This is a genomic window from Streptomyces sp. NPDC004561 (genome assembly GCF_053602155.1).
The window spans coordinates 1-19,963 of sequence record NZ_JBSGDB010000136.1; the positions used below are offsets into that span (position 1 = coordinate 1).

Genomic DNA, 19,963 nt, shown 5'->3' on the forward strand with positions numbered 1-19,963 from the left:
GGGCCCCGGGCCCCTTCTCTGTGCCGGCACCGCGGCCGGCCGTGACGATCGCTGGTCAGGGCATCCGTACCGGCCGCGGAGTCTTGGGGGCGGGCGTCAGCCCAGGCGCTCGACCAGCGCGCGGTACTGGTCCCACAGCTCCTTCGGCGTGTGGTCGCCGAAGGTGTTGAGGTGCTCGGGGACCAGGGCGGCCTCCTCGCGCCAGACCTCCTTGTCGACCGTGAGCAGGAAGTCGAGGTCGGACTCGGACAGTTCGAGGCCGGCGGTGTCCAGCGAGCCCTTGGCCGGCAGGACGCCGATCGGGGTCTCGACGCCCTCGGCCCGGCCGTCCAGCCGGTCCACGATCCACTTCAGGACGCGGGAGTTCTCGCCGAAGCCCGGCCAGACGAACTTGCCCTCGTCGTTCTTGCGGAACCAGTTGACGTAGTAGATCTTCGGCAGCTTGGACTGGTCCTTGTCCTTGGCCACGTCGATCCAGTGGGCCATGTAGTCGCCCATGTTGTAGCCGCAGAAGGGCAGCATGGCGAAGGGGTCGCGGCGCAGCTCGCCGACCTTGCCCTCGGCCGCTGCGGTCTTCTCCGAGGCGACGTTGGCGCCGAGGAAGACACCGTGGTTCCAGTCGAAGGACTCCGTCACCAGCGGCACCGCGCTCGCGCGCCGGCCGCCGAAGAGGATCGCCGAGATCGGCACGCCCTTGGGGTCCTCCCACTCCGGCGCGATGATCGGGCACTGCGCGGCGGGGGTGGTGAAGCGGGCGTTGGGGTGCGCGGCGGGCTCGGCGGAGTCCGGGGTCCAGTCGCGGCCCTTCCAGTCGGTCAGGTGGGCCGGGGTCTCCTGCGTCATGCCCTCCCACCACACGTCGCCGTCGTCGGTGAGGGCGACGTTGGTGAAGACCGAGTTGCCCCACAGCGTCTTCATCGCGTTGGCGTTGGTGTGCTCACCGGTGCCCGGCGCGACGCCGAAGAAGCCGGCCTCGGGGTTGATCGCGTACAGGCGGCCGTCCTCGCCGAAGCGCATCCAGGCGATGTCGTCGCCGATGGTCTCCACGGTCCAGCCGGAGATCGTGGGCTCCAGCATGGCGAGGTTGGTCTTGCCGCAGGCGCTCGGGAAGGCGGCGGCGACGTACTTGGACTCGCCCTGCGGCGGGGTGAGCTTCAGGATGAGCATGTGCTCGGCCAGCCAGCCCTCGTCACGCGCCATGACCGAGGCGATACGCAGCGCGTAGCACTTCTTGCCGAGCAGGGCGTTGCCGCCGTAGCCGGAGCCGTAGGACCAGATCTCGCGGTCCTCGGGGAAGTGCGAGATGTACTTGGTGGAGTTGCACGGCCACGGAACGTCCTTCTCGCCCTCCGCGAGCGGGGCGCCGAGGGTGTGGACGGCCTTGACGAAGAAGCCCCGGTCGCCGAGTTCGTCCAGCACCGGCTGCCCCATGCGCGTCATGGTGCGCATGGACACGGCGACGTAGGCAGAGTCGGTGATCTCCACGCCTATCGCGGACAGCGGGGAGCCGAGCGGGCCCATGCAGAAGGGCACGACGTACATGGTGCGGCCGCGCATGGAGCCGCGGAACAGGCCCTTCTCACCGGAGAAGATCTCCCGCATCTCGGCGGGGGCCTTCCAGTGGTTGGTCGGGCCCGCGTCCTCCTCCTTCTCGGAGCAGATGAAGGTGCGGTCCTCGACGCGCGCGACGTCGGACGGGTCGGAGGCGGCGTAGTAGGAGTGCGGGCGCTTGATCGGGTCGAGCTTCTTGAAGGTGCCCTTGGCCACGAGCTCTTCGCACAGCCGCTCGTACTCGGCCTCGGAGCCGTCACACCAGACCACGCTGTCCGGCTGCGTCAGTTCGGCGATCTCATTCACCCACGAGATCAGTTCCTGGTGGTTGGTGGGAACGGTGGAAGCCGAGTTGTCGCGCGCCACGGTTGCTCCTAAGTGAGGGATTTTGTCCTTGTGGCCCCGTGGGGGCTGCGACCCGGACGCTTCGGTGATGCTCATCCGGTGCCGACTGCACTCATTTGATCGTATCCGACAGGAGTGCCCATATGTCCAGGGGGCCTCACAGGTGAGCGACGTGAGGAAGCCCACGGTTCCAGGCGCGTTTACGTTCTCTTTACTTTTAGCTTGGATTCACCTGAAGGTCTTTTTGCGTCCGACCGACCGATGTATGCGCTGACACCTGACTTACGGTGGCGTAGGTACCATGCCCCGCATGACTGCGCCCGTCCCCGACGCGCCCATGGACACGCCGGCCAGCGGCCGCGGTCCCGTCGCGCTCTCCTTGCCGCATCCGGTCAAGCCCAGGCTCCGCGGCTGGCTGCACCTCGGCATGTTCCCGGCCGTACTCATCGCGGGTCTCGTGCTCACCGCTCTCGCCGACTCGACCAGAGGCCGTGTCGCCTGCGGGATCTACGTCCTGACCGCCTGCCTGCTGTTCGGCGTCAGCGCGCTGTACCACCGGGGCAACTGGAGCCCGCGGATGGACGGCGTCCTGCGCCGCCTGGACCACGCCAACATCTTCCTGATCATCGCGGGCACCTACACCCCGCTGACCCTGCTGCTCCTGCCCGGCGCCAAGGGCCAGTGGCTGCTGTGGGGCATCTGGGCCGCGGCGGCGGCCGGCATAGTCTTCCGCGTCTTCTGGGTGGGCGCCCCGCGCTGGCTCTACACGCCCTGCTACATCGCTATGGGCTGGGCGGCCGTCTTCTTCCTGCCCGACTTCCTGCGCACCGGCGGTATCGCCGTCCTGGTCCTGGTGATCGTCGGCGGGCTGCTCTACAGCGCGGGCGGCGTCGTCTACGGCATCAAGCGCCCGAACCCCTCACCGCGCTGGTTCGGCTTCCACGAGGTCTTCCACTCCTTCACGCTCGCCGCGTTCGTCGTCCACTACGTCTGCATCTCACTGGTGGCGTACCAGCACACGTAGCTCCGGCTGCCCCTTTCCCCGAGGCCGCGGCGTCGAAGCCGCGGCCTTCCCCATGCCACGGAGAGGGCCCGGAGCGCTCATCCGAACAGGGGAAAGCGGAGCGTGACGGCGGGTCGTGGCAGCGGGCCGCTCCGCCGCGCCGCTATGGCTGTCCGCATGACGCTTCTCGCCCCTCCAGCCCACGACACCAGCGGCGTTCCCGACCCGGGAACGCGGCGCCGGCGCTGGATCACAGCGGCCGGCCTGTGGCTGTGGCCGTCGCTGACGACACTGCTCGTGTGCGCGTACCGCATCGGTCAACCGCTCATGGGACGCGACGAGTTGACCAGCTGGGACGTGTCCGGGCGAAGTATCGGGCAGGTGCTGGCCACGGTGCGGCACGTGGACGCGGTGCTGGGTGCGTACTACCTGATCCTCCATGCGTGGAGGACGCTCTTCGGGGACTCCACCACTGCTCTGCGCATGCCCTCCGCCCTGGCCATGGCCGGCGCCGCCGCCTGTGTCGCGCTGATCGGGCGACGGCTGTTCGGCCGCCGCGCGGGAGTGGCCGGCGGCCTTCTGGTCGCCCTGATTCCCGGAGTGAGCCGGTTCGCTCACGAGGCGCGCCCGTACGGCCTGGTGATGCTGGCCGTGGCCCTCGCCGCGCTGCTGCTGCTCCGGGCCCTGGACCGCCCGGGCAGCGCGTGGCGGTGGGCGGCGTACGCCCTCGGCCTGGTGGCCGTGGGGCTGTTCCATCTGATCGCGCTGACCTGCCTGATCGGGCATCTGGCCCTCGTGGCCGTACGGTCCCGGCGCGAGCGCCGGGTGTGGCTCGGCTTCGGGCTCGCGGTCCTGGTGGGTGTCGCCTGCGTGTGCCCGGTGGTGGCGCTGGGCAGGGCGCAGACCGTCCGGCAGATCTACTGGATCGCCGAGCCGGGGGCCTGGGGTCTGGTCGACATCTGGTCGCAGCTGTTCTACTCCGGCCTGTGCGCGGGGATGGTGATGCTGCCGGCCCTGGTGGCGTACCGGCAGCGGCGTGACGCCGTCGTCTTCTGCGCCGTGTCCGCGGTGGCGCCCGTCCTGCTCATCTGGGCGCTCTCCCACGGGCACATCTCGTACTTCTACTTCCGGTACATGCTCTTCACCCTGCCGGCGTTCGCCGTTCTCGCCGGGGCGGGACTCGCCGCCGCGGCCCGGTCCCGACGGGTGCTCGTGTCGGCCCTCGTGGCCCTCGCCGTGCTCACGGCGCCCGACCAGCGTTCCCTGCGGGAGCCGCTCGGGCACTACTGGGCGGGTGGCCCCGATTTCGCGGGGGCCGCACGCACCATCGAGAGGTACTACGTCCCCGGCGACGCGATCGTCTACAACAGGACGCAGGAGGAGGCCCTCTCCCTGGGCGTCGGCTACTACCTGCCGCGGAATCTGCGGCTGCGCGACGTCTTCCTCGCCGAATCGCCCGTCCGCCGCGACGACCTGGCGGCCGTCGAGTGCCCGGAGCCCGCCGCGTGCCTGCGCGGCGAGCGGCGGATCTGGCTCGTGGTGAGCGGGAACGCGGCGGATCCGTTCAACGGGCTGCCCGCGGAGCAGGCGGCGGCTCTGCGCGCCCACTACAGGCCGTACGGCGCGGAGCGTCCCAGCGGTCTGACCGTCTCCCTGCTGCTGCGCACCTCCTAGCGGCAGCGTCTGCCGACGCAGACAGGCCCCTTCACATGGCCTTCTCTTTCCCGCTCCCGTTCGGGCGCTCGATCGATCACCTTCCCATCGCAGGGCTCAGGAGATTCTGATGGCAGTCACCGCGTCGCTTCCCGCACCACGCGAAGAAACCCAGAGGGCAGAAGCGGCCGAACCCGGCGGTCGCCCGGCAGGCCCGTGGCCGTGGCTGTTGCCGTTCGCCCTGACGGCCTGCCTGACCGGCTACGGCCTCACCGACTCCCTGCTGGGCCGCGACGAGCTGGTCACCTGGGACATGGTGAATCGCGGCACGGGGCAGATTCTTGCCACGCTCCAGAACGTGGACGCCGTCCACGGAACGTATTACCTGCTGATGCACGCATGGGTCGGGCTCTTCGGCGACTCCGTCGTCTCCCTGCGGCTCCCTTCCCTTCTCGCCGTGGCCGGAGCCGCGTCGGCCGTGGGTCTCATCGGCAACCGGCTCTTCGGAAGCCGCGCCGGAATCACCGCCGGAGTTCTCTTCTCCCTGCTGCCCGCGGTGAGCCGCTACGGACAGGAGGCGCGCAGCTACGCCTGGGTCATGCTCGCCGTCGCCCTGGCGACGCTGCTGCTGCTCCGGGCCCTCGACCACCCGCGCAGCCCCTGGCGATGGGCCGCCTACGCGCTCGGGCTGACCGGAGTCGGACTCCTTCACCTGATCGCGCTGTCGGTCGTACCCGCCCACGCCCTCCTGCTCGGGGCCCGCGCGCGGCACGACCGTTCCCTGTGGTGGAAATGCGCCCTGGCCCTGCTGCCCGTCGCCGCCTGTGTCGCCCCGCTCGTCCTTCTCGGCCGGTCCCAGGCCCAGCGCCAGCTTTACTGGGTGCCGAAGCCCGACGGCTGGGCGCTCCTCTCCATCTGGCAGGACGTCTTCGCCTCCGCCCTGGGCGCCGGAGCGCTCATCGTCCTCGCCGTCCTGGCCCGCTCACCCCGCAGGGCCCCGCTGCTCGGGTGCGCCGCCTGGGCGGTCCTGCCCTGCGTCCTCGTCTGGCTGAACTCCCACGGCGACGTCTCCTACTTCCGCCATGTCTACCTGCTCTGCACGCTCCCGGCCTGGGCCCTTCTCGCCGGCAACGGCCTCGCCGCGGCCTGTCACTCCCGGAAGGCGGCCGCGGCCCTCCTCGCGGCGCTGGCCGTCCTCACCCTGCCCGACCAGAACCGGATGCGGCAGCCGTTCGAGCACGACGCGCCCGTCCCGCTCGATTACGCCGCCGCGGCCGACGTGATCAGGAGTTACCACCAGCCGGGCGACGCCGTGGTCTACGACCGCGACAACACCTGGAAGCTCGACGGCGGAGTCCAGTACTACCTGCCCCGCGACCTGAGGATGCGCGACGTCTTCCTCGCCCAGGCTCCCAGGGCGATCAACCAGCTGTACACGCTCGAGTGCTCCGCCCCGGCCCTGTGCCTCAGGGGCGAGCGGCGCGTCTGGCTGCTGACCCAGGGCAACGACCCGGACCCCCTGAACGCGATCAGCCAAGATGAGGCCGCCGCTCTGCGAGCGCGGTACGACAGGTCCTGGGGCCGGTCGGTGACGGGGATGACCGTCACCCTGCTCGTGCGCAAGGCCCCGGCGTAGCCGTCGTGGATGCCGGACAATGACCGGCATGACGGCCGCACGCCCCACCAGCACCTCCCCCGCCGAACGGCCGCGCCTCGGCCTGCGGGAGCGGAAGAAGATCAGGACCCGCGAGGCCATCCGCACGGCGACCTACGCGCTCGTCGAGGAGCAGGGGTACGACGCCACCACGATCGAGCAGATCGCCGAGCGGGCGGAGGTGTCGCCGTCCACCGTCGTCCGCTACTTCCCGGCCAAGGAGGACACCGTCCTCACGGACGAGTACGACGCGGTCGTCATGGAGGAGATCCGGCAGCGGCCCCCCGAGGAGCCCTGGGCCGACACCGTCCGCCATGTGATGCGGCGGGCCGTCCGGCTCGGCGACGAGGAGGACCGGCGGATCTCCCGGCTGCGCACCCACCTCATGGTCACGGTCCCCGCGGTGCGCTCGCGCATGATGGAGAGCATGTCGGTGACGGGCCGCATGCTCTGCCGGGCCGTCGCCGAGCGCACCGGCCGCGACCCCGAGAGCCTGGAGGTGCGGGTCTACGCCATGTCCCTGGTCGGCGCTCTGATGGAGACGTCCGTGTACTGGGCCGAGCACGCTCACCAGGACGACTTCGAGGCCCTGGTCGACCGTGCCCTGGACGTCCTGCGGCACGGCCTGCCCGGCGAAAACCGCTGAGGTCCGGGCGCCGGCGCGTGCGATGCTGACGAGGTGAACGGAACCGAGATCCACGTCGAAGTCGCCCCCGGACTCCAGCTGTTCGTGCCCCCGGCCCGGCGCGCCGGCGTCACCGCGCTCGGCACCGACGGCGTCTCGACGCTCGGCCATGTCATCGAGTCCCTCGGCGTGCCGCTGACCGAGGTCGGCGCGCTGGTGGTGGACGGCCGCGAGGTCCCGGTCTCGCACATCCCCGAGGCGGGCGAGACGGTGAGCGTACGTGCCGTCGAGCGCCCCCAGCGGGTGCCGGGCGCCCCGCTCCGCTTCCTGCTCGACGTCCACCTCGGCACGCTGGCCCGCCGGCTGCGGCTGCTCGGGGTCGACACGGCGTACGAGTCGACCGACATCGGCGACCCGGCGCTGGCCGCGCGCTCGGCCGCCGAGAAGCGGGTCATGCTCAGCCGGGACCGGGGCCTGCTGCGCCGCCGCGAACTGTGGGCCGGCGCCTTCGTCTACAGCACCCGCCCCGACGACCAGCTCGACGACGTCCTCGACCGCTTCGCCCCCGACCTCAGGCCCTGGACCCGCTGCACCGCCTGCAACGGCGTGCTGCGCAGCGCCACCAAGGAGGAGGTCGCCGGCCAGCTCAAGGGCGGCACCCAGCGTTCGTACGACGTCTTCGCCCAGTGCACGCAGTGCGGTCGCGCCTACTGGAAGGGCGCGCACCACGAGCAGCTGGAGGCGGTCGTGGAGCGGGCGTTGAGCACGCGCACCCAGCGGGACTGAGTACGCGCGCCCAACTCCCGGCTGCCACGGCCCCGGGCCCGGCTGCGGAACGCCCGGGCCATGGTGCTCAGGAGCGTCTGACGTCTCCCTTGCCGCACGCCACGCCGTCCCTGTCGCGGTCGAGCCCCAGCGGATCGTCCGCGCCGTTCACCTCCAGCCGGCCGTAGTGGTTCTGCCGCAGCCAGGCGCAGCGGGCCGCGGCCGTCTTCCTCACCTCGGGCGGAAACACCGTCGGCACGCACACGTTGACCGAGCCGTAGTGCCGGTCGCAGCCGGAGATGGTCGGGCTGACCGGCTGCGCGGCGCGCTTCCTGCCGGGCCCTGAGACCTTGCCGGACAGGGCGTCGGCGAAGGCGTGGACGTGCGGGGACGCGGTGGCCGCGCTCAGCGCCGCCGGGCCGGTCAGATGCACCCACCGGGCCACCGAGGGCACGCCGTTGGCGTCGACCGCGAAGAGCATGTACCAGCCGGGCGGGGCCAGGTCGGGGTTGTTGGTCACGTTGAGGTCGACGTTGTTGCCGTCCACGGAGAGCGGCAGGTCGACGAAGCGCTGGTTGGGGTCGGAGGAGTGGGTGACCGCGGCCGGGCGGATGAGTTCCGCCTTGGCGATCGGGCGGTCGACCGTGATCCGCTGGGTGTCGCCGTACTTCCACTCCTGGTTGATCACCGAGGTGATCGTCGGCCGGGTGCCCTTGTAGAGGTAGGGCGGGGTGTAGATCGACACGTTGTGGTTCCAGGTGCCGTTGCCCGGGTTGTCGCCGGTGGCCATCACCCGGCCGTCGGGCAGCAGGAACGCCGAGGAGTGGTAGCCCCGGGACTCGGGGTCCGCGGCCACCGGGTCGAAGGAGTTGGTGCCCGGGTCGTAGATCGACGACTCGTACACCGGGTTGGCCCGGTTGTGCAGGGCGCCGCCGGTCTCCAGCACCTTGCCGTCGGGCAGCAGGACCGCGGAGACGTACATCTTGCCCTGGTTGCCGGTCTCCGGCTGGGGCCCGCTCCCGAGGTCGACGGTGCCCTGCGGCAGCGGCGGGCCGGCCACGTAGGAGGGGTTGGCCTGCTTGAGGTCGATCAGGTCGGTGAGGCGGTTCGCGTCCGGGTTGGAGTCGATGTTGCCGCCGCCGATGGTGAGGACCCGCTGGTCCTGGGCCGGGGGCAGCAGCACGCTCGCGGACTGGTCGCGCTCGTCCTTGTTCTGCAGGCCGGGGATCTGGGTGACGGTGTTGCCGTCGTAGTCGTAGACCGCCGAGCCCGTGCCGGGGATGTTGTTGCCGAAGACATGGCTGCCCGTGTAGAAGAGGCGGCCGTCCTGCATCAGGATCATCGCCGGGTACAGGCCCCAGTACGACCAGGTCTGGTGGACCTGCGACATCGGCAGCCACTGGTTCTGCGCGGACGAGAACCTGTCCGCGGTCACCGAGCCGGTGGAGTCCTCGCGGAGCCCGCCGAAGCTGACGACGTCACCGTTGCCCAGCTCGGTCGCCGAGGGGTACCAGTGGCCGTCGTTCAGGTCGTTGGTCCTGCTGTAGGTCTCGGTCGCCGGGTCGAAGATGTACGAGTCCCTGAAGCCCTCGTAGCCGTGGCCGCCCGCGACCGGGTACGCCTTGTTGCCGCTCAGGACCAGCACCCGTCCGTCCTGCAGCTGCACATGGCCCGCGCAGAACATGTCCTTCGGCGTCGGGATGACCTTGTAGGTGCCCTTCTCCGGGTCGTACACCGCGGAGGTGAACGAGCCCGCGTTGAAGTTCTCCTCGCTGTTGCCGGAGCCGGCGATCAGCAGCACCTTGCCGTTGTTGAGCACGACCGAGTGCATGGAGCGGACCGGGTTCTGCGTGGGCAGCACGGACCAGCTGCCGTTGGCGCACTGGTCGCCCGTGCCGGTGCACTGCGCGGGCGGCAGCGGGTCGGGGACCTGCTCCATGGTGTAGTCGTCGGTGGTCGCCGAGCCGGTGCCGTACACGGAGACACCCCAGGTGATGCGGTCGGTGCCGGCCGGGACCTCGGGGGTGCGGACGCTGGCCTGCGTCCACGCCGACGCCATGTCGAGGGTCTTGAGGTCGGTCCAGTACTGCCAGCCCGCGGTGGTGTCGTGCCGGAAGAGCGTGATGTTGGCGTCCGGGGTGGTGGTCTTGTACCAGAGCCCCAGGTCGTACTGCTTGCCCGCGGCCACCACCGGTGCGCAGTCGGTCGACTCGGTGATCAGCGCCTTGCGGTCGCCGCCGGCCCGGCGGGTCAGCGTCACCTTCATCGCCGCGCCACCGGAGTGCGCGTCCGGGGTCGTCTCGAAGGTGAAGTCGTTGTCGCCCCACCCCGACTTCTCCCAGCAGTACGGCATGCCGTCCGTCCCGGCGGTCTCGAAGCCGGGGTTCTTGACCAGGTTGGCGGCCTCGGCGCTCTGCGGCGAGGTGAGAAGGAGACCGGCGGTCAGGGCCCCCACCCCGACCAGCGCGGTGCGTCTGCGGTATCTGCTCACACGGCTCTCCTTGCGGTCGTACGAGACCCGCGACGGCGGCGCGGGAGATAGACCAGCGCTTCGGTCCCCGCGAAGCGCAGGACGAACGTCAGTACCAGGGCGAGGGCGGTGGCGGACAGGGCGCCCATCCCGAACCGGCCCACGAGCAGCGCGATCAGCGGGATGCGCAGCACGAGGTCGGCGTTGGCGAGCAGCGCGAACCGGCCGAGCCGGTCCCACCAGCGGCGGTGCGCGCGCCGGTCGCGGAACAGGAGCTGCTCGATCAGCACGAAGTTCCAGGCGACGCCCAGCTGGTTGGCGAGGATCTCGGCGGGCACGTAGTGCAGGCCGAGGACGGTCAGCGCCCACAGCCCGACGAGGTTCGGCACGAAGCCGCTCGCGCCGATCAGGCCGAAGCCGACCATGCGGGCCACCGGGGAGGCGGTGCGCAGCCCGGCCAGGTGGCGCAGGAAGCGCAAGCCCTCCCTGGCGGTGGACTTGGACTCGCCGGCGAACCGGTCCTGGAAGACGAACGGCACTTCGGCGACCTGGCGGGGGCGGCTGCGCACGGCCAGTTCGAGCAGGATCTTGTAGCCGAGCGGCTTGAGCACGTCGGCCGTGACCGCGCTGCGGCGGATGGCGAAGAAGCCGCTCATCGGGTCGCTGATGCCGTGCAGCCGGCGCGGGAAGAGCGCCTTGGCGAGCCAGGTCGCGCCGCGTGAGACGGCCACCCGGTAGCCGCCGGCGAGCCCGGCCCGGCTGCCGCCCTCGACGTACCGGGAGGCGACGACGAGCCCGGCGTTCACGCGCTCGCCGGTGGCGACCAACTCCGGTACCAGAGACGGCGGATGCTGGCAGTCGCCGTCCATGACGACGATCCACTCCGAGGTCGCCGCCCTGAGTCCCTCGACGACCGCCCCGCCGAGCCCGCCGGCCGGCTCCTCGCGGTGCAGGACGGCGACCGGGAAGGGGCAGTCCTGGGCGGCCTCGCGGATCACCTCGGGGGTGTCGTCGGTGGAGTCGTCCACGAAGACGACCTCGCAGGGCAGCCGGGCGGGCACCGACTCGGTGATCCGGTGCAGCAGCTGCCGGATGTTGGCGGACTCGTTGAAGGTCGGTACGACGATGGTCACGGCGCCGGGCTCCGGCACCTCGACGGCGTCGAGCCCGGGGACGGGGGCGGTGGACTCGTGGCCGCTCATCGCGTGCCTCCCGTGGCTGCCGCCCGGACCTGCCGGATCTCGATGCGGTCGGGTCCGGTGCCGAAGGTGGCGACCGGGTCGGAGTGCTGGATGGCCGCCCTGACGTTGGGCAGGTCCTTGGCGTCGCGGCGGACGGTCGGCGAGGCGACGACGTAGTCGATGTCCCGCCAGCCGTGCGGCATCGTTCTGGTGACGGCGGGGTCGAGGTCGGCCTTGTAGAACCAGATCGCGCCGAGTCCCGGCCGGTACCCGGCGTGGACGAGGTCCAGCCAGAGGGCGTCGTCCACGAGGACCCGGGTGTCCTCCGGGTCCGCCACCCTGGTGCTCAGCCAGTGCGAGGCCTGCCGGTAGGGCCTGTTGGCGTCGGCGGTGACGGCGGTGCGGTCGCCGTCGTACCAGTGCGGCACGACGTAGGCGCCGGCGGCGAGGGCGAGGACGGCGGCGAGCGCGTACCGGCCGCCGGTGACGAACCGTTTCTCACCCTCCGTACGCCACCTGCGCAGGACCGCGTGGGCGACGGAGGCGGCTCCGCCGGCCAGCACCAGGGCGAGGAAGGGCAGCGCGCCGATGACGTACATGGCGGGCAGATAGCCGTTGGGGCGCAGGGCCACCACGGCCAGCACCGCCACCGTGAGCGCCGGCCCGGCGAGCGCGCGGGCGGTGACCGACCAGCGCCAGGTGACGATCAGCAGCAGGGCTCCGGCGAGGCCCCCGACGGGCAGCACCCGGTCGTAGTACAGCCAGGAGTGCAGGACGCCGTACGAGCCGGATCCGGGGGCGAGGATGAAGCCGGAGCCCGGCCGGGACATCTGGTAGGTGATGCCGTCCCACAGGGAGACGTGCCCGGCGCCCGGGAACAGCTCTCCCTTGAGCAGGGCGAACAGCGGGTAGGAGAGGCCGATCAGCACGCACGCGGTGACGGCTCCGGTGAGGGCGAACTTGCGGGTGTCGCGGTGGCTGTGCCGCCACATGGTGACGAACAGGGCGGGCAGGACGACGAGCATCGTCTCCTTGGTGAGCACGGCCGCGGCGGCGGCGAGGCCCGCGCCGAAGTGGTGCCACAGATGGCGGCTGGGCGAGGCGGCCAGGCAGAACGCCAGCAGCAGCCACATCACGGCGATGTTGTCGAGGAAGATCTCACGGCTGAGCACGACCGCGAGCGGCGAGAGGCCGAAGAGGGCCATGCCGAGCCCGGCGGCCCAGCGGGGCAGCGAGAGCCGGCGCCCGAGGACGTAGACGAGGACCGCGCTGACGCCGCCGACCCCCAGCATGGCGAACCGCATGGTGGCGACGGTCATCGAGCCGGGGCTGACCGCCGAGGGGATCCAGCCGAGCAGGGCGATCTGGATCCAGCCGAACGGCGGGTGGTCGTACCAGTAGGTGTAGTGGGCGAGGCCCCGGCCCTGCTGGACGGCCCAGGCCTGGGCGAGGTAGGTGCCCTCGTCGTCGCTGAGGGTCGGGTAGTCGGCGATGTTCCAGCCCTGGACGACGAGGATCACCGCGAGCAGGACACCGCAGAGCAGCAGGTCGGGACGGGAGGAGCGGAGCCTCGCGGGCGGGCTGGTTCGGCCGTTCGGCGGCGCTTCGGGCGCAGGCCGGCGCTGCGCGGGGACCTGATGGGCGGTCACCGCGGGAAGGGTGGAGGTCACGCGGGGACGTCCTCTCGGATCGGCTCGGCCGCGGTGAGGTGCGCGCCGACGTGCGTGGTCAACTCCCAGTCGTTCCGGCCGCGTTGCTCGCGCCATACGGCGCGGATGGCGGCACCGGCGAGGAGGACCTGGTAGAAGGGGCCGCCCACGATGAGCTTCACGTAGTGGACGAAGCGGACCCTGAGGCCGTACTGCGTGCCGAAGTCGTGCAGTCCGACCACCTCGAAGACGAAGGTGACGGCCGCGGTGACCAGCGGGAGGAAGGTGAGGAAGGCGATCCCGACGGGCACGTCGAGGAAGAGCGCCACGCCCGCGTTCAGCGGGATGATCACACCGGAGAAGGCCTGCAGGAACGGCGTCATCAGCGTGTACCGGGCGAGCAGCCGCTGCCTCAGGGCCGGCAGCTGCTTCCAGTCCTTCTTCCGGTACACCTGGAGGAAGCCCTGGTTCCAGCGGGTGCGCTGCTTCAGCAGCGACATCAGCGAGCCGGGGGTCTCCTCCCGGGTGACCATGTCGGAGTCGTAGGCGACGACGACCTTCCTGCCGACGCTCGACAGGCGCACGCCGAGGTCGCAGTCCTCGGCGAGGCAGTCGGGGTCCCAGCCGTCCGCTTCCCTGAGGACGTCCGTCCGTACGAACACGGTGTTCCCGCCGAGCGGGATGAAGCCCTTCTGCGCGTGCAGGTGCAGCCGGGAGCGGAACCAGAAGAAGTACTCCAGGCAGTTGCGCAGGCTGTACCAGCTGGAGTGGAAGTTGATGAGCTGGACCCCGCCCTGGACGACGTCCGCGCCGGTCGTGCGGAACGCGTGGTCGACGTGGGCGAGCAGCTCCGGATGGACCTGGTCCTCGGCGTCGAAGACCCCGACGACATCCCCGCGGCAGTGCGGGAGCGCCGTGTTCATGGCCTTCGGCTTGTTCTTCTTCTCGTGGGTGTCGACGACGACACGGACGCGCGCGTCGCGTTCGGCGGCCTGTTCGGCCACGGCCGTGGTCTCGGGGTCGTCGTGTCCGACGATCACGATGATCTCGAAGTCGGCGTGTGTGGACTCCAGCAGCCGCTGGATGGTGTGGTCGAGCACGGCCTGCTCGTGCCGGGCCGGCAACAGCAGTGAGAAGGACAGGTGTTCGGCGCCGTCCGGTCTGCCGAACCGGGTGGAGGCCAGCACTTCGGGCGTGCGCCACGCGTGCATCTGCCACCACAGGGTGAAGGCCGCCATCCAGAACAGGGCCAGCGAGACGGCAGCGATGAAGACAGACGTCAGCAAAAAGATCCCCCCAGATCCCCAATTACCCCCGGTGCAGGCGACGTTGAGTCACTGACGCCACCCGCTGTGGAGAGACTAGGGGGGATCTGTGAAGCGCGGGAGCTCTTCCGATAAATAGCTTGTTTCGGAACGGTGGTGTGGGTAGCGGGATCTATCCGAACAGCTGCTCACATTTGGACAGTTCGCATGTTCCGCTCTCCCGGATCAGAGCTGCTCAGCGCCCGTTCAACGCCGAACGAAGTCGATCCGGATCGGTCGTCGGTGCATCACAAGTGAAGTTACGGCAGACGTACGCCGCCGGTTCACCGGACACGAGCGGCCGGTCGGCGAGCAGCGGGAACTCGTCACTCTCCGGAGTGCCCACGGCTACGACGGCACCCGGAGCGGTGCCCAGAAGCGCCGTGCGGTGCAGTGCGGTCGTGCCCTCGTCGGTGAGGGAAGGACCGACCACCGCCACCTCCCTCGGCCCGTCGAGCAGCGCCTCGGCGGCGGCCAGCCCCCAGCCGATGAACCGGGGCACGCGCGGCCCGAGGGTCTTCACGACCCCCAGCGCCCGCTCGGCGGCGCTCCGATGGGGCTCGGAACCGGTGTGCGCGGCATAGCCGAGCAGGGCGCCCGCCGCCGCGGTCCAGCCGGACGGGGTGGCGTTGTCGGTGGGGTCCTGGGGGCGCCGGATGAGCCGCTCGGCGTCGGAGGCGGTGTCGTACAGCGCGCCGGTGGCGGGGTCGGCGAAGCGGGCGAGCACATGGTCGAGGAGCAGTCCGGCGAAGTCCAGCCAGACGCCCTCCCCGGTCACGGAGGCGAGCGCCAGGAAGCCCTCGGCGACGTCGGCGTAGTCCTCCAGCACGCCCGCGTTGGCGCCGGCGCGGCCGTCCTTGCTGGTCCGGGCGAGGCGGGCGTGCTCGTCCAGGTGCACGCGCACCAGCAGGTCGGCGGCGCCGAGGGCGGCCTCGACCAGGTCGGGCCGGCCGAAGTAGGCGCCGGTCTCGGCGAGCGCGGCGACGGCGAGGCCGTTCCACGCGGCGACGACCTTGTCGTCCCTGCCGGGCGCGGGCCGCCGCGCGCGGGTGGCGAGGAGCCGGCTCCGGACGGACTCGATCCGCTCGGCGTCGAAGACGCCCTCGCTCTGCGGGAGCTGGAGGACGGACTGCCCGTGCTCGAACGTGCCCTCCTCCGTCACCCCGAAGTACTGGACGGCGAGTTCGGCGTCGTCGCCGAGGGCCGCGCGCAGCTGCTCGGGCGTCCAGACGTAGTACGCGCCCTCGACGTGCCGGCCGCTGCCGTCGTCGCTGTCGGCGTCGAGCGCCGAGGCGAACCCGCCCTCGCCCGTGCGCAGTTCGCGGACCATGAAGTCGGCGGTCTCCAGCGCGACCCGCCGGGCGAGGTCGGATCCGGTGGCCCGCCACAGGTGCGCGTACACCCGGCACAGCAGGGCGTTGTCGTAGAGCATCTTCTCGAAGTGCGGCACGATCCAGTCGCGGTCCACGGAGTAGCGGGCGAAGCCGCCGCCGAGCTGGTCGTAGATGCCGCCGCGGGCCATGCGCTCGCAGGTGTCCCGGGCCATCTGCAGGGCGCCCTCGGAGCCGGTCCGCGCGTGGTGGCGCAGCAGGAACTCCAGCACCATGGACGGCGGGAACTTGGGCGCGCCGCCGAAGCCGCCACGCTGCGGGTCGTACTCGCGGGTCAGTCCGAGCAGGGCCTGCGCGAGTTCCTGCTCGCCGGGCGGCCGGGCGCCCTGGTGGCTGATCTCCCGCTGGGCGAGGTCGCGCACGATCTTCCCGGCGACGTCGGCGACCTCGTCGCGGCGGGTGCTCCAGGCCTGCTGGACGCCCTCCAGCACCTGCCGGAAGGAGGGCATGCCGTGCCGGGGGGCGGGCGGGAAGTAGGTGCCGAAGTAGAAGGGCTCGGCGTCCGCGGTGAGGAACACGGTCATCGGCCAGCCGCCCTGGCCGGTGGCGGCCTGCACGGCCTCCATGTAGACGGCGTCGACGTCGGGGCGTTCCTCGCGGTCGACCTTGACGCTGACGAAGTGTTCGTTGAGGTAGTCGGCGGTGGCCTGGTCCTCGAAGGACTCGTGGGCCATGACATGACACCAGTGACAGCTCGAGTAACCGACGCTCAGCAGCACGGGTTTGCCGGCCCTGCGGGCCTCGTCGAACGCCTCGGCGGACCAGGGCCACCAGTGGACGGGGTTGTCGGCGTGCTGGAGCAGGTACGGGGACGTCTCATGGGCCAGTCGGTTCACCGTTCCACTCTCCCACGGGCTCGGGCGCCGCGTAGAAGCGCAGGTTCACGTGGCGCGCCCCTTCGGGCGCCTCCTCGCGGGTGCGGCCGTAGCGGTCGAGGAGTTCCTGATAGCCGCGGACGAAGGCGTGCAGGTCCTCCCTGGTCATCCAGGCGCCGTCGCGCCGCACCTGGGCCCACCCCCCGGGTCCGCGGTACTCCTCGTGGGCCCGGCGGAAGAGCCTCGTGTCCACCTCGATCTTCAGCAGCGCGAGGTGCTCGGCGGCCGCGTGCTCCTCGGGGAGCATGGAGGCCGGGTCGGGCGTGGTGTGGCTGAAGGGCAGCGCCCGCCACCAGCGCTCGCGGCCGCCGGACTTCTCGGGGATCTCCTCGATGAGCCGCTGCTCGGCGAGTTTGCGCAGGTGGTAGCTGGTGGTGCCGGAGCTCTCGCCGAGTTCGCGGGCGAGGACGGTGGAGTTCGCCTCGCCGTGCCGGCCGAGGTAGTCGAGGATCCGGCGGCGCAGGGGGTTGCCGAGCGACTTGTAGAGCGCGGTGCGCTCGAGGCTGGTCGTCTCCGGCGTGCCGTCGGTCATGCGGCCACCGTAACCCTGAGAACCCTGAGCCGTCCCTGATGTCTGCCGAGTTTTCTTTGCAGAATTTTCTCTGTGGTCTAGCGTGGAGGCACGGAGCGACGGAAGGGGCCGGGGATGAGCACGAGGTGGCTGCTGGTGCTGCTGGGGGCGGCGGCGGTGCTGCTGGTGCCGTGGATGGTGGTGCTGGCAGTGACGCTGCCGGGCAGCACCACGGTGGGCAACTGGCCGCTGGCCTGGGTCGGCCTCGACGTCCTCATGGCCACGGGCTGTGCGGCGACGGCCGCGCTCGGCCTGCGGGGCGACGGTCGAGCCCGGCTCACCGCCTCCGCCACGGCCTCCGTGGCGGTGCTGGACGCCTGGTTCGACATAACGACGGCCCCGGCGGGCAGCGCCCTGATCATGGCCCTCGCGTGCGCGGCGGCGGAGGGCGCGCTGGCGGTGGCGTGCGCGTACCTGGCCCTGGCCAACGGCCGCACACCGACGGACGGCCGCTGAGACGGCGTACGTGAACCGGTTCCCCCCGCCAACAGCCGCACACCGACGCACGACCCCTAAGACAACGGACGTGAACCCGGCCCCCGCCAACAACCACGCACCGACGCACGACCCCTGAGACGACGGACGTGAACCCGGCCCCGGCCGAGGGCCGCGCGCCGGCGCGCAACCGCTGAATCCCCGGTCGCACGCCACGCGCTCACAAGGGCATCGCCGCACCTCCCCAACTCCCCACCGGCGGCCACCCCTCCCGCTGCCGCCCCGTCCGAAGGACACTCGTAGGCAGAGGTGTTGCCACGGGAGGGGGACGGGACATGCGGGACAACCATCGGGCGGAGGCCGATCGGCTGCTGGTGCGGGCCGTGGAGGAGGAGGTACGGCGCTCGGGCGGCCGGATCGACGGTCAGCCGCTGCTGTCGCGGGCGCGCGGCGGGCTGGACGCGATGGCCGGCACGGCCGGCGAGGAGTACGAGGCCTACACCCGCGCCCTGGACGAGGCCGAGGCCGGCCGGCTGACCTTCGGGCAGCGCTTCGCGGGCGAGGGCGCCGGAACCGCCTTGCTGGTGGCCGCCGTTGCCGCGGTCGCCGCCGCCGTGGCCGACCTGTCCCTCGGCACCGGCACCGGCACCGCCGTCGGCGCCGGCGTGGTCACGGGCGTGGTGGGCGCCGCGGCCACGGTGGTCAAGGTGGCCGGCGCGCATCTGCCCGCCGCCCATCACCGGGCGGGCGCGGCCGGCCAGCCCGGCGGCCCGGAGCAGCTGCGCCTGCAGTGGCTGACCGCACTGGAGGTGCGGGGCATCCGCCCCTTCCTCGACCAGCAGCGGGTGCTCAGCGCCTCCACGGGCCCGAAGAAGCCGGGCGGCCCGGCACTGCGCGGCGCGGACAAGAGCGCCGCCGCCCGACGGCGCACGGTGCTGGAGCAGTCGTTCGGCCAACTGCCCGAACCGGACGGCCCGTTCGCGGGGCGGCGGGCGGAGCTGGCGCGGATCAGGCAGTGGACGCAGTCGGCCCGGGCGACCACCGAGACCCGGCCGACGGTGGTCGTGCTGCACGGCGCGCCCGGCTCCGGCCGGACCGCGCTCGCGGTGCGCGCGGCCCACGACCTGCGGGACCACTTCCGCGGCGCGGTGGTCGTCGACCTGCGCGGCGGCAGCCGGGAGGAGGCGCCGCTGTCCACGCGGGACGCCCTGCTGCACCTGCTCAACCGGCTGGGCGCACCCCGCGAGCAGCTGCTGTTCCGGGAGCGCTCACTGCCCGACCAGCAGGTCAAGCGGCTCGGCGAGCTGTACCACCGGCATCTGACCGGGCTGCCGGTGACGATCGTGCTGGACGACGCCTCGGACCCCGAGCAGGTGCGCGCGCTGGTGCCGGAGCGCTCCGACAGCCTGGTCCTGGTCACCACCCGGACCGCCCTCGACCTGCCCGCGGACCTCCCGGCCTGGGTGCACCACCTGCCGGTGGAGCCGCTGGACGCGGCGGGCGCCGAGGAGCTGCTGTCCGCGGCGGCCAAGGAGGAGGCGGGGCCGTACGACGCCGAGTCCGCCGACCGGATCCGCGAGCTGTGCGGCGGGCTGCCGCTGGCGCTGCGGGTCGCCGGCTCCTCGCTCGGCCCGCGCTCGCCCCGGCAGCTGGCCTCGGACCTCGGCGCGTACGGGCCGGTGGAGCCGGTGGAGCGCGCGCTGTGGCTGCGCTACACCGACCAGCCCGAGCCCGCCCGCAGGCTGCTGCGCAGGCTCGCCCTCGCGGGCCGGGCCTCGCTCGGCGCCGCGGCCGCCGCCGCGCTGCTCGCGACGGACGAGACCGAGGCCGGGCGCCATCTGGCGGCACTCGCCGGGGCGGGTCTGATCGACCATGTGCGCGGCAGCCGCTACCGGCTGCACGACCTGGTGCGCGCCTTCGCCCAGGCCCGGCTGCTGGACGAGGAGGACCCGGCCGAGCGCACGGCGGCCCAGGAGCGGCTGATCGTGAACTACGCGGAGCTGGCCGACTCGGTGCTGCGCCTGGTCGACGGCAACATGTCGACCCGCTCGGACCGCTTCGGACCGCACGGCTTCACCTCGCTGGACGAGGCGCTGCGCTGGCTGGACGACGAGTCCAGCTTCATCACGGCGGCCCTGCGCCAGGCGGAGGGAGTCAACCAGGCGGCCGTGCTGAACCTGCTGGGCGCCCTGTGCGACTACTGCCTGCTGCGCGGCGACCTGTACCGGCTCGGCGAGATCAGTGAGCTGACGCAGGCCGTGGACGAGGGGCTGCTGGTGCGCTCGGTGCAGTGGCGCACCGGGATCGCGGCCCGGCAGCTGGGCGAACTGGACAAGGCGCGCGCCACGCTGGCCTCGGTCGTGGACCTGTACCGGGAGGCCCACCACGACGCGGGCGCGGCCCGCGCGTGATGATCGCGGTGGTGACGTTCGTGGTGTGGCCGGACCACGGCAAGCTGGAGCTGCTACTGGGCAGCGCGTTGTACCTGTTC

The 19,963-nt window shown here is 71.7% G+C and carries 13 protein-coding genes and 1 pseudogene; 7 read left to right on the forward strand and 7 right to left on the reverse strand.

The features are described from left to right. Window positions 1-96: 96 nt before the first annotated feature. The gene (locus ACWEN3_RS19450; protein ID WP_452972246.1) at window positions 97-1,917 is read right to left on the reverse strand and encodes a phosphoenolpyruvate carboxykinase (GTP); all 1,821 of its coding nucleotides are present in this window, start codon (window positions 1,915-1,917) and stop codon (window positions 97-99) included. A 289-nt stretch (window positions 1,918-2,206) separates the two neighbouring features. Here ACWEN3_RS19450 and trhA point away from each other — a divergent pair, with 289 nt between their 5' ends. From trhA to ACWEN3_RS19475, 5 genes are all read left to right on the forward strand, one after another. Beyond that, window positions 2,207-2,920, forward strand: a complete 714-nt coding sequence (gene trhA, locus ACWEN3_RS19455) for a PAQR family membrane homeostasis protein TrhA (RefSeq protein ID WP_452972274.1) — start codon at window positions 2,207-2,209, stop codon at window positions 2,918-2,920. Between the two features lie 156 nt (window positions 2,921-3,076). After that, on the forward strand, window positions 3,077-4,573 hold the full coding sequence (locus ACWEN3_RS19460; protein ID WP_452972249.1) for a glycosyltransferase family 39 protein: 1,497 nt from the start codon (window positions 3,077-3,079) through the stop codon (window positions 4,571-4,573). 109 nt (window positions 4,574-4,682) lie between these two features. Beyond that, complete coding sequence (locus ACWEN3_RS19465; protein WP_452972251.1) at window positions 4,683-6,188, forward strand: glycosyltransferase family 39 protein; 1,506 nt, start codon at window positions 4,683-4,685, stop codon at window positions 6,186-6,188. Window positions 6,189-6,216: 28 nt separating this feature from the next. Beyond that, a complete protein-coding gene (locus ACWEN3_RS19470; protein WP_452972253.1) occupies window positions 6,217-6,852 on the forward strand; it encodes a TetR/AcrR family transcriptional regulator in 636 nt (211 codons plus the stop codon). 33 nt (window positions 6,853-6,885) lie between these two features. Next, complete coding sequence (locus tag ACWEN3_RS19475; protein WP_452972255.1) at window positions 6,886-7,617, forward strand: Mut7-C RNAse domain-containing protein; 732 nt, start codon at window positions 6,886-6,888, stop codon at window positions 7,615-7,617. A 67-nt stretch (window positions 7,618-7,684) separates the two neighbouring features. On the opposite strand, the gene ACWEN3_RS19480 is transcribed toward ACWEN3_RS19475, so the two are convergent. From ACWEN3_RS19480 to ACWEN3_RS19505, 6 genes are all read right to left on the reverse strand, one after another. Continuing rightward, on the reverse strand, window positions 7,685-10,087 hold the full coding sequence (locus ACWEN3_RS19480) for a galactose oxidase-like domain-containing protein (protein ID WP_452972257.1): 2,403 nt from the start codon (window positions 10,085-10,087) through the stop codon (window positions 7,685-7,687). Further along, the gene (locus tag ACWEN3_RS19485) at window positions 10,084-11,268 is read right to left on the reverse strand and encodes a glycosyltransferase (RefSeq protein ID WP_452972260.1); all 1,185 of its coding nucleotides are present in this window, start codon (window positions 11,266-11,268) and stop codon (window positions 10,084-10,086) included. Before ACWEN3_RS19485 ends, ACWEN3_RS19480 begins: the two co-directional genes overlap by 4 nt. After that, complete coding sequence (locus ACWEN3_RS19490; protein ID WP_452972262.1) at window positions 11,265-12,917, reverse strand: ArnT family glycosyltransferase; 1,653 nt, start codon at window positions 12,915-12,917, stop codon at window positions 11,265-11,267. Before ACWEN3_RS19490 ends, ACWEN3_RS19485 begins: the two co-directional genes overlap by 4 nt. After that, window positions 12,914-14,182: a glycosyltransferase gene (locus ACWEN3_RS19495; protein ID WP_452972264.1), complete on the reverse strand. Its 1,269-nt coding sequence runs from the start codon at window positions 14,180-14,182 to the stop codon at window positions 12,914-12,916. The genes ACWEN3_RS19490 and ACWEN3_RS19495 overlap by 4 nt, the downstream gene beginning before the upstream one ends. A gap of 214 nt (window positions 14,183-14,396) precedes the next feature. Then, window positions 14,397-16,427, reverse strand: a complete 2,031-nt coding sequence (locus tag ACWEN3_RS19500; RefSeq protein ID WP_452972266.1) for a thioredoxin domain-containing protein — start codon at window positions 16,425-16,427, stop codon at window positions 14,397-14,399. Continuing rightward, window positions 16,408-16,998 carry an ArsR/SmtB family transcription factor gene (locus tag ACWEN3_RS19505; protein ID WP_452972269.1) on the reverse strand — a complete coding sequence of 197 codons (591 nt, stop codon included), beginning with the start codon at window positions 16,996-16,998 and terminating at the stop codon, window positions 16,408-16,410. The genes ACWEN3_RS19500 and ACWEN3_RS19505 overlap by 20 nt, the downstream gene beginning before the upstream one ends. 114 nt (window positions 16,999-17,112) lie before the next feature. On the opposite strand from ACWEN3_RS19505, the gene ACWEN3_RS19510 reads away from it, so the two are divergent. Continuing rightward, window positions 17,113-17,493 (forward strand): hypothetical protein, encoded by a 381-nt coding sequence (locus ACWEN3_RS19510; RefSeq protein WP_452972271.1) that lies wholly within the window; start codon window positions 17,113-17,115, stop codon window positions 17,491-17,493. Between the two features lie 314 nt (window positions 17,494-17,807). After that, a pseudogene (locus ACWEN3_RS19515) lies at window positions 17,808-19,880 on the forward strand (AAA family ATPase); the annotation flags it as partial. Between the last annotated feature and the right edge of the window lie 83 nt (window positions 19,881-19,963).

Coding starts and splice junctions, on each gene's coding strand:
- ACWEN3_RS19470 (WP_452972253.1), top strand. CDS start 6,217: ATGACGGCCGCACGCCCCACCAGCACCTCCCCCGCCGAACGGCCGCGC.
- ACWEN3_RS19465 (WP_452972251.1), top strand. CDS start 4,683: ATGGCAGTCACCGCGTCGCTTCCCGCACCACGCGAAGAAACCCAGAGG.
- ACWEN3_RS19460 (WP_452972249.1), top strand. CDS start 3,077: ATGACGCTTCTCGCCCCTCCAGCCCACGACACCAGCGGCGTTCCCGAC.
- ACWEN3_RS19485 (WP_452972260.1), bottom strand. CDS start 11,268: ATGAGCGGCCACGAGTCCACCGCCCCCGTCCCCGGGCTCGACGCCGTC.
- trhA (WP_452972274.1), top strand. CDS start 2,207: ATGACTGCGCCCGTCCCCGACGCGCCCATGGACACGCCGGCCAGCGGC.
- ACWEN3_RS19505 (WP_452972269.1), bottom strand. CDS start 16,998: ATGACCGACGGCACGCCGGAGACGACCAGCCTCGAGCGCACCGCGCTC.
- ACWEN3_RS19510 (WP_452972271.1), top strand. CDS start 17,113: ATGAGCACGAGGTGGCTGCTGGTGCTGCTGGGGGCGGCGGCGGTGCTG.